This window comes from Bradyrhizobium ferriligni, assembly GCF_056837965.1.
Window position 1 is genome coordinate 1 of the sequence record NZ_JBXEJO010000358.1, and the last position, 406, is coordinate 406.

At 40.9% G+C, this 406-nt stretch carries 1 protein-coding gene and 1 pseudogene; one reads left to right on the plus strand and one right to left on the minus strand.

Annotated elements, in window-relative coordinates:
- Window positions 1-196 (minus strand): annotated as a pseudogene (locus AC1VNY_RS42805) (AmmeMemoRadiSam system radical SAM enzyme); the annotation flags it as partial.
- 59 nt (window positions 197-255) lie between these two features.
- On the opposite strand from AC1VNY_RS42805, the gene amrB reads away from it, so the two are divergent.
- Window positions 256-406: AmmeMemoRadiSam system protein B (gene amrB / locus AC1VNY_RS42810; RefSeq protein ID WP_482409724.1), on the plus strand; the 151-nt coding region annotated here is incomplete at its 3' end.

Consider the following 406-nt stretch of genomic DNA (forward strand, 5'->3'; position numbering starts at 1 on the left):
GATCTATGCAATAACCGCTAGAGCGGCCATAGGTAGTTAATTTTATTTGATTATCCAGGTTTGCACGAACAAAACATAACCCTCTTTGCCCTTCACGCAATTTACAATTACGAGGACATACATCACATTGTATGCGTCCATCTTCCAGCTTATGCCAGTATTTGGTTGGAATAGTATCAAACATCAAATAGCCCACAATCAACTCTTAGTCTATATTTATAAGTATAGTATGTTCAGTTGTTCCGGAGTGTTGTTGTGAGCGTCCGTCAACCAGCCGTAGCTGGGTATTTTTATCCCGACGATCCATTGACTTTAAAGCAAACCGTATTGAATTTCCTGGACCAAGCGCCAATTCATAAGCCTGCTCCAAAAGCAATACTAGTTCCGCATGCTGGTTATGTCTACT